The sequence below is a fragment of the Paenibacillus sp. GCM10027628 genome, assembly GCF_042676385.1.
GTDB lineage: Bacteria > Bacillota > Bacilli > Paenibacillales > NBRC-103111 > Paenibacillus_E.
Genome location: NZ_JBHTHA010000035.1, coordinates 96215 through 104617, shown reverse-complemented (window position 1 = coordinate 104617; position 8403 = coordinate 96215). Strand labels below are relative to the sequence as shown.

The 8403-nt window shown below is 50.7% G+C and carries 5 protein-coding genes and 1 riboswitch; all 5 genes read right to left on the bottom strand.

All coding sequences use genetic code 11. The features are described 5' to 3' along the window. Positions 1-170: 170 nt before the first annotated feature. The 5 genes from ACFQZT_RS22830 to ACFQZT_RS22810 all read right to left on the bottom strand — a co-directional run bounded on the left by ACFQZT_RS22830 (position 171) and on the right by ACFQZT_RS22810 (position 8365). Positions 171-1568 carry an NCS2 family permease gene (locus ACFQZT_RS22830; RefSeq protein ID WP_379303438.1) on the bottom strand — a complete coding sequence of 466 codons (1398 nt, stop codon included), beginning with the start codon at positions 1566-1568 and terminating at the stop codon, positions 171-173. A 183-nt stretch (positions 1569-1751) separates the two neighbouring features. Continuing rightward, positions 1752-1852, bottom strand: a riboswitch (purine riboswitch). A 94-nt stretch (positions 1853-1946) separates the two neighbouring features. Continuing rightward, positions 1947-3488, bottom strand: coding sequence for a glutamine-hydrolyzing GMP synthase (gene guaA / locus ACFQZT_RS22825; protein WP_379303436.1), 1542 nt, complete (start codon positions 3486-3488; stop codon positions 1947-1949). 130 nt (positions 3489-3618) lie between these two features. Then, positions 3619-6171 carry a DUF4129 domain-containing transglutaminase family protein gene (locus ACFQZT_RS22820; protein ID WP_379303434.1) on the bottom strand — a complete coding sequence of 851 codons (2553 nt, stop codon included), beginning with the start codon at positions 6169-6171 and terminating at the stop codon, positions 3619-3621. Next, the gene (locus ACFQZT_RS22815) at positions 6158-7375 is read right to left on the bottom strand and encodes a DUF58 domain-containing protein (RefSeq protein WP_379303432.1); all 1218 of its coding nucleotides are present in this window, start codon (positions 7373-7375) and stop codon (positions 6158-6160) included. The genes ACFQZT_RS22820 and ACFQZT_RS22815 overlap by 14 nt, the downstream gene beginning before the upstream one ends. Before the next feature lie 12 nt (positions 7376-7387). Further along, on the bottom strand, positions 7388-8365 hold the full coding sequence (locus ACFQZT_RS22810; RefSeq protein ID WP_379303430.1) for an AAA family ATPase: 978 nt from the start codon (positions 8363-8365) through the stop codon (positions 7388-7390). Positions 8366-8403: the final 38 nt, after the last annotated feature.

Here is an 8403-nt window from a genome sequence, read left to right as displayed (position 1 = left end):
TTCTTTTATTCAACCGTTCGGCTTCCGAAGCGACAAAGAGTAATATACCAAAATCAAAAACCGATTGCAAGCTTTCTCTTCATTGAAATAAATGGAAACAAAGAAGTTATTGTTATCGTCGGAAAACAAAAAAAGACCCCGGCATCATCGCACCGGAGTCTTGAATCATTTTACCCTTGGCTTCCTATAAAGATGTAGCGAGCCAGAACTAGAATGGCAAGCACCCACATGAGCCAGTGAATTTGATATTTATTATTACCACCTATATTAGAAGCAGTTGCAAGGACTACATAAGTAACGATACCAAAGGAGATCCCATTAGCGATGTTGTAAGTAAATGGCATCAGTACAATTGTAAGGAACGCCGGAATAGCCAGAACGAAGTCTTGGAAGTCGATCTCTTTAATCGATTGAACCATCAGAACACCGACTACGATCAAAGCTGCTGCCGTTGCAGAGCCAGGGATCAACATCGCGATTGGGGCCAAGAACAAGGCAAGCAAGAAACATACGCCAGTAGTTACGGCTGTTAAACCTGTACGTCCGCCTTCTGCGACGCCCGCCGCACTCTCAACGAATGCGGTAACTGTACTTGTACCCACCAAAGCGCCGCCGCTTACGCCGATAGCGTCTACGAACATGGCTTTACCTACGCGTTTGTTGCCTTCTTCTTTATTCTTCATAATACCTGCGCGGCTTGCCGTACCGACCATTGTACCGAATGTATCGAAAAGCTCTACAAATGTAAATGTCGCGATAACCGAGATAATCCCGGTGTTCATGATACCTGCAAAGTCAAAGTCCGCGAAAGTCAGCTTCGACATATCCGGAACCCAAGTTGTATCGGCGCTTGTCAAGGAACCGAGGTTCACCAGACCCATGAAGTAGCCAACTACGGTGGTTGCCAAGATACCGATCAGAATAGCGCCGCGAATACGAAGCACCATAAAGACGGAAATTAACAAGATACCAATGATCGTCAGGATGACACCTTTATCATGCAAAGAACCTAAATGAAAGATCGTTTCAAAAGATAGGACGTCTGTAAACTTATGCGCTGCGATATCTTTCGAGCTTTCAACCGCTACGCTCAAAATTCCGCTGTTTTTGAAGCCGATCATCGCGATAAACAAACCGATACCAACGGTGATCGCATGTTTCAAGCTGTCAGGGACCGCTACAAGCAGCATCTGACGGATTTTCGTAACTGTCAGGATCAAGAAGATGATCCCCGAAATGAATACGGCTGTCAAAGCCATGGAAAACGTAAATTTACCTTGTGACGAAAGGATAATGGTTGCAAAATAAGCGTTCAAGCCCATTCCCGGTGCAAGCGCAACAGGGAAATTCACGAACAATCCCATCGCGATCGTCATAACGCCTGCCGCAATGGCCGTTGCCAAGAAAATGGATGTCCAGTCTCCGCCGGTCGCTCCCGATTTGAATGCGCTGAGAACGTCCGGGTTCACCGCAAGGATGTAAGCCATCGTCATGAACGTGGTGATACCTGCCATGATTTCGGTTCTTATTGTCGTGCCGTTTTGTTTCAATTTAAAAAACTGATCCATTCTACCTATTCCTCCTAAGAATTTTTCGCCAGAAAACTGGCTTTGAAGCAAAAATCTTATCCATGGGAACAGCAAAAACCCGGAATCCGTGTTGCATGATTCCGGGTACGAAAAAGGAGTCTTCCCATATGAGAGTCGACTTCCTGCGCATGCGAAAAGACAAGTGCAAGCAAACCTCATACGGATTCCGTTCCTTTTTTTCGTAGCCAGATCATTTGCGGTGATCTCGTAGAAACTCTCAGGCCAATTCCCGAGATTATACGAAAAAACTGTTATCCAATTCACATTTTAGTGCTCATGTCGAAAGATGTCAACAGAAAAACCGAACGTTACTGAGTTTTTTTTCTCAGACGTTCGGTTTTGTCGGTTAAGACTAATTTACTCCCACTCGATGGTCGCAGGCGGTTTGGAAGTCACGTCGTAGACAATACGATTGACGTTCTCAACTTCGTTTACGATACGAACGGAGATTTTCTCGAGAACATCCCAAGGAATACGAGCCCAGTCCGCTGTCATGCCGTCGATGGAAGTGACCGCACGGATACCTACCGTGTAGGAATACGTTCTGGCATCGCCCATGACGCCTACGCTTTTCATGCCGGGAAGTGCTGTGAAGTACTGCCAGATCTCGCGGTCCAAGCCGGCTTTGGCGATTTCTTCACGAAGGATAGCATCGGATTCGCGCACGATGTGCAGCTTATCCTCTGTCACTTCGCCAAGAACACGGATCGCAAGACCCGGACCTGGGAACGGTTGTCTCCAAACGATTGCAGCAGGAAGGCCGCACTCTTCGCCGACTTTGCGCACTTCATCTTTAAACAACGCTTTGAGCGGCTCAACAAGCTTGAACTTCATATCTTCAGGGAGGCCGCCTACGTTATGGTGCGATTTGATCGTATGCGCGGTAGCTGTTCCGCTTTCTACGATATCTGTGTAGAGCGTTCCCTGCGCCAAGAAGGCGAAGTCGTCGAATTTGCCGGATTCTTCTTCAAATACACGGATGAATTCCGTGCCGATGATTTTGCGTTTTTGTTCCGGATCGTCCACACCGGCAAGTTTGCCGAGGAAGCGCTCGCGGGCGTCGATTTTGACCACATGCATGTCGAATTTACCGACAAAAGTTTCCATAACGCTCTCTGCTTCGCCTTTGCGCAGCAAACCATGGTCGATGAACATACAAGTCAGTTGGTCGCCGATCGCTTTGTGAAGCAGAATCGCAACAACGGAGGAGTCTACGCCGCCGCTCAGTGCGCAGAGCACTTTTTGATCGCCAACTTGCTCGCGAATTTCTTTAATCGTGTCTTCGATAAAGGACTCCATCGTCCAGTCGCCGGTGCAGCCGCAAACGCCATACACGAAGTTATGGATCATTTCGTTCCCTTGAACGGAGTGGCGAACTTCCGGGTGAAATTGGACAGCGTGAATGTTTTTGTCACGGTGGCTCATCGCTGCGATTGGCAGAGACTCGGTGCTTGCTTCCAGCACGAAGCCTTCAGGCAATACGGAAACGTGGTCGCCGTGACTCATCCAAACGACTTGTTTCGCGTCCAGACCTTTGACAAGCGGGCTTTCATTGATGAATTCCAGCTCAGCTTTGCCGTACTCGCGCGTATGAGCGCGCTCTACTTTGCCGCCGTTCAATTGATGAGCAATTAACTGCATACCGTAGCAAATCCCCAAAATCGGGATACCCATATCAAAAATCGCAGAGTCGACAGCCGGTGCGCCCTCGCCGTACACGCTCGCCGGGCCTCCGGAGAACACGATACCTTTGGGGTTCAGCTCACGAATTTTATCCACGGTAGTGTTGTAAGGCATTAATTCGCTGTAAACGCCCAAATCACGAATACGCCTTGCGATTAGTTGGTTATACTGCCCTCCAAAATCCAGAACAACGATGATTTCACTTGGTTTACTCATTACCCGACCTCCTAGATTCATAGCGATTGGGTTTGGGGGCCCCGCGGTCCCTTTGTCCAATTATCACTATTTATAGCTACTAATTTTAAACATTACATGCCTAGGATGTAAAGGGCTTTACACGAAAGGATTACCGAGTTTTGCGGTCCCGTGTCGAAAGTATGGCGTTCCATAGGGCGGCAATTTCTCGTTTGGAATAGATAGGCCGGCCAGGAATATCATAACGGACGGTTTCATAGATCAAAGCAAATTCAAACAGCGCTTGTTTTTGTTCAGCATTCTCTAAACGTAGGGCAGTTACGTATTCACGCACGGTTTGATGAGCGGACTTGGCGCCATACCTGCGAAAAAGCTGAATCCAGAGACGATCCATAAACCTGACGAGCGGTTGGGAATGGACTGGACCGCTCGGTCTGACCGGGAAAATTAGCGCCATATTTTGGGGAATTCCTTTCCGCCACAGGATTACTGAAAGCCCCAGAATGAAAACGCTAAGAACAGCGGCCAACAAAAATTGTTTCCTATATATTTCCACAAATGAGATGACCTCATTCACTCTCGATTGGAGCCATTCTTTGGAATCCGAAGAGAAGCTCTGCATAGTTGGAATATTGAGCAATGATGCTGTCATCGTAGGCCGCTCCGATTGTGAGATCGTGACCGGAGATCTTGCGTGTTCGCCATCCATACCTGTGAAACCGGGTGTAGGTTCAAATGGAACCCACCCTGCCGACGGGAAATAGACCTCTACCCAGGAATGGGCATCCTGGTTGCGCACGATTACTTCTTTCATTCGATCTTCACCTACGGCCTGCTGCGTTCCAGGGGCAAACCCTTTCACCCAACGGGCGGGCACTCCGACGGAGCGCAGCATCACCACCATGGACGTGGAAAAATGATCGCAATAGCCTGTCCGATCCACAAACAAGAAATGACTGACAAAATCCTCATTGCGGGTCGGATGCGTAGGCTTTTCCAAACTATAGGTGTAATTACTGCGCAAATACTGTTCAACAGCCACCGCCTTGGCATAAGGCGACGTTGCAGCTGCCGTCACTTGCTCGGCAAGGCCTCGAACCGTTCGCGGTAAAGTATCAGGGAGCTGGAGGTAAGCATCGCGAATCGCAGCCGGATAACTGTCCGAATCGGAGCTGAGTAGAGCCGGATCGGCGTGCACGGGCTGAACGATTATTTTGTAAAAAGACAGCGGATCGCTGATTTCGGGCAATGCCACTTTACCGGTCATGCTATTCGCGACCACAATGTCAGGAGAAAGATACGAACCCTTATCATTCAATAACCCCTCGATGTGCAGCAATGAACCTCCGTAAAAGAGCTGTTTGTCCGGCGATTTTGAGCTCCACAGCACTTCCTGTGCGATCGTCGTTCCGGAAGCTGTATGATCACTTGAAATAAAGGGCTCGCTGATTTGTTCCGTTGATGTCCAGCCCTTGCCGTCGTATAAACTTTTGGATTCGCCGCGCCAATAGGTTAATTCAGGAGTTTTGGCCGTGAATACGATGCTGCTATCCGATTGCAAGGGACCACCCAGGGATGAATCATCATGACCATATCCGGCTTTAGCCGCAACTGCGGGTAGTCCCGTGTCTTCGTTGTAGAGTTCAAAGATGCGGTCCGTTATATTTGCCCAGCTAACGGGTTTCATTAATGATGTCGGAGCAGCTTGTGAAGCCGAGTACAACCCGGCGCCTGCCAGAATACTTACAACTATCAAACTTACTGTTAGCCATAGAAGCGTCCCTCCCGAACTCACTTTTGTTAAACCATACGATTGTTGAATACGGGAAAGATTAAGGAGCGATAGTAGCATTAGGCCATATCCTAATGTGCGAAAAATACCCTGTACGGTATCTGCACCAAGCGCCAATTGTAAACAGACGAGATAAATCAGAGTAGCCCCAACAAACCAAAGACTATGCTGTCTTTGCAGCATGAGCGCCTGAACCACGGAGATTAATAAGGCCCAACCAAACAGGAAAAGCAAGGTCCGCGTTTCTCCGCTAATCAGATCGAAGCGAGCTGCAAAAACATAGCCGACATCCTGGACGATGAGCTTGAAGAAATCAACGACCCACGATCCGTTCAGAAAACCCTCGGGTTCAAACATGAATCCGATAAAAAACAGGATGATGATGCTCTTCACTGCCCAACCCCATGTATAAGGGACTCTGAAGCAATCTAAAGCAATACAAAGAGCAAAGACAATTAGAAACGGCTGTATCCGATAAATTTCTGAAATATCCGCTAACGTCGGCAGCGGTCGAAGCCATTCTGCCAGCAGCAAAAACAACAGCAAGGAGATGAGGATATCCCGGAGCAGCGAACCCCCAGTGCGGACAGCCGTGTAGGTTTCGGGCGTGCTGGTTGGAGTCCGGGATGTGCCTGTTTGAGTTAAATCGGAAGCAGAGAGCTGTTGCCGGAAGGCCGAACTGGACGATCCAAAAGCAGAGCGTTGATTTTCGGTGCCGGATCTAGGCATATTAGATGCAGAATGCTGTTGCTGAACGGCCAACCCGGACGATTCAAAGGCAGAGCGTTGATATTCGGTGCCAGATCGATACGGCTCAGATGTAGAGCGTTGTCGCTGGGTGTTGGCTGCGGACGCGTCCGGGACTAAAGGCAGCGAGCCGAGCTGCGAGCTTTGGGGTTCAAGCGGTTGCATCCGCGACACCTCCTTGCTTCGGCCACTGCTCACGCGGATGCGGCACTTCGGTAAAGCTGCAGCCCAAGGCCTGCAGCTGCGAAGCCCCCTCTCGGTCCGTGACCGAGAGGGAAGGCCGCGCGTGCACGTAAATCACGTGCACGGCCCGCCGCCTGCTGCGCGCTTCTGCGCATGCACGCAGCAGGGCGGCGTCCAGCGTCGATGTGATGCACAGCATCGACGCATCCGGCGGCAAGGCCGCCGCCTCTTTCCTGACGAGGTCAGGAAAGGGAAGGGCGGGCTTGCCGCCCACGCTCGCGAGGACTTCGTACGCGAGCGTCAGATCGGGGCGAATCGTCGGCGCGATTCGCCTTGCTCCTGCGGAGCTGCTGGCGAAGCCGCAGCTCTCGCGCCCGCGGGCGGCGGCTTCGAAGAAGCCCGCCGCGAGGGCGACGCCCTTATCCAGCAGCGGCTGTGTCGCCTCGGCTGGACTCGCCGCAGGCGTCGCGTCGAGCAGCAGCATCCGCTTCGTGGCGGATGCCTGCTCGGGCGTTTTGGTCATCAGCCGGCTGAGCTTGGCTGTGGATTTCCAGTGGATCCGGTGATACGGATCCCCGCTCACATACTCGCGGATGCCGCTTGCTTGCAGAGACGCCGCCCACGGTACACCTGCTGCCGGCTTATCGCCATCATCGGCATGCAGCGTCATCACAGCCCGATCCAATGCATCGGGCTTCGGATACACGACGCAGCGCTGATCGTCCGTGCGCTGCGCCTTTTTCACAGCAAAACCAAACAAATCCCCAGTTACGACTTCAACTCCGGCGAAACGATAAATGCCCCGCAAGAGCCCTGTAATCCGGTAATGTAAAGTGAACGAGGTACGAAACCATGGAAACAGCAGCTTGCGAAAAATCAGCTTCGCACCGCTCCCCTCATGCAGCCATGACTCTTTAACGACTAACCAGGGCAACGGGAACAGTGATCTGTGCGTGATATTTAGCCCGACGACAACATCCTCGCCAGATGTAGATATATGTTGAGATAACGATCGATTTACTTGAAGACCTCTTAAGCCAAACGCATAAAGGAGTCCGGCTTGCATCAATACAATCAATAAACAATCCAATAAGAACCAGGATGCTAATCCACCTTGCGTATAAGTCATGAAGCCAGACAGTAAACATCCTGTAACCAGCAGCAACAATTTTCCCCAGCTTTTCATCGCGCGTGCCTCCTACTTCGACGAAGCATAACGAAGTACTGGCGTTTGCATGGAGGAGAGCAGTCCCAATAAAATCGCTTCCGCCGATTTCCCCGTAATACGCGCTTCCGATGTCAACATGAGGCGGTGCGTCCAGACCGGAAGCAGTAAATCTTTAATATCATCGGGCACCACGTAACTTCTGCCCCTCATATAAGCGGCTGATTGAGCCGCGCGAAGGAGCGCATAAGATGCTCTTGGACTTACGCCCAAGTACAAATCGGGGTGCTGCCGTGTCGCTAGGGCGATACGGACAATAAAATCTTTTAACGTTTCATCGACGTGGACCATCCCGGCTTCTCTTTGCAGCTGAACAAATTCATCCTGTACGATGACCGGCTTCAATTGATCGAGGGGCTGCCGGTCCTGCAATCGGTCCAGCATCAGAATTTCCTGTTCGGGTGTCGGATAGCCTAACGTCAACTTCATCAAAAAGCGATCCATTTGCGCTTCCGGAAGCGCATACGTGCCTTCATAATCCGCGGGGTTTTGTGTAGCCAACAGCAAAAACGGCTTCGGCAATTCATAACCGACTCCGTCTATCGTCACCCGCTTTTCTTCCATCGCTTCCAAGAAGGCGGCTTGCGTCTTCGGCGATGTGCGGTTGCATTCATCGGCCAGCACAATAGGCGTCATGAGCGGACCAGGGCGAAATTCAAATTCACCGGATTTGGCATTGTACACCGAAACGCCGGTCACATCGGAAGGCAGTAAATCGGGCGTGCATTGAATTCTCTTAAACTCGCAGCCTATCGTTCTGGCAAGTGCCCGCACCAGCATCGTCTTACCTACACCGGGGACGTCCTCCAACAGCAAGTGACCACCGCTCAGCATGGCTACAAAAGCTTTCTCTATCGTTTCTCTTTTCCCAACTATGACTTTCTCTACGTTCATGATCATCCGTTCCACGAGAGGCTGCGGCTGATCGAAGATTCGGGTTTTCGACTGCATAGGCAAGAAGCCTCCTTCATCAGGGTATGCTTCTAGTT

What these genes read in the sequence shown, in the direction of transcription:
- guaA (WP_379303436.1), bottom strand. Translation starts at nt 3,488, where the DNA reads ATGAGTAAACCAAGTGAAATCATCGTTGTTCTGGATTTTGGAGGGCAG.
- ACFQZT_RS22830 (WP_379303438.1), bottom strand. Translation starts at nt 1,568, where the DNA reads ATGGATCAGTTTTTTAAATTGAAACAAAACGGCACGACAATAAGAACC.
- ACFQZT_RS22810 (WP_379303430.1), bottom strand. Translation starts at nt 8,365, where the DNA reads ATGCAGTCGAAAACCCGAATCTTCGATCAGCCGCAGCCTCTCGTGGAA.
- ACFQZT_RS22815 (WP_379303432.1), bottom strand. Translation starts at nt 7,375, where the DNA reads ATGAAAAGCTGGGGAAAATTGTTGCTGCTGGTTACAGGATGTTTACTG.
- ACFQZT_RS22820 (WP_379303434.1), bottom strand. Translation starts at nt 6,171, where the DNA reads ATGCAACCGCTTGAACCCCAAAGCTCGCAGCTCGGCTCGCTGCCTTTA.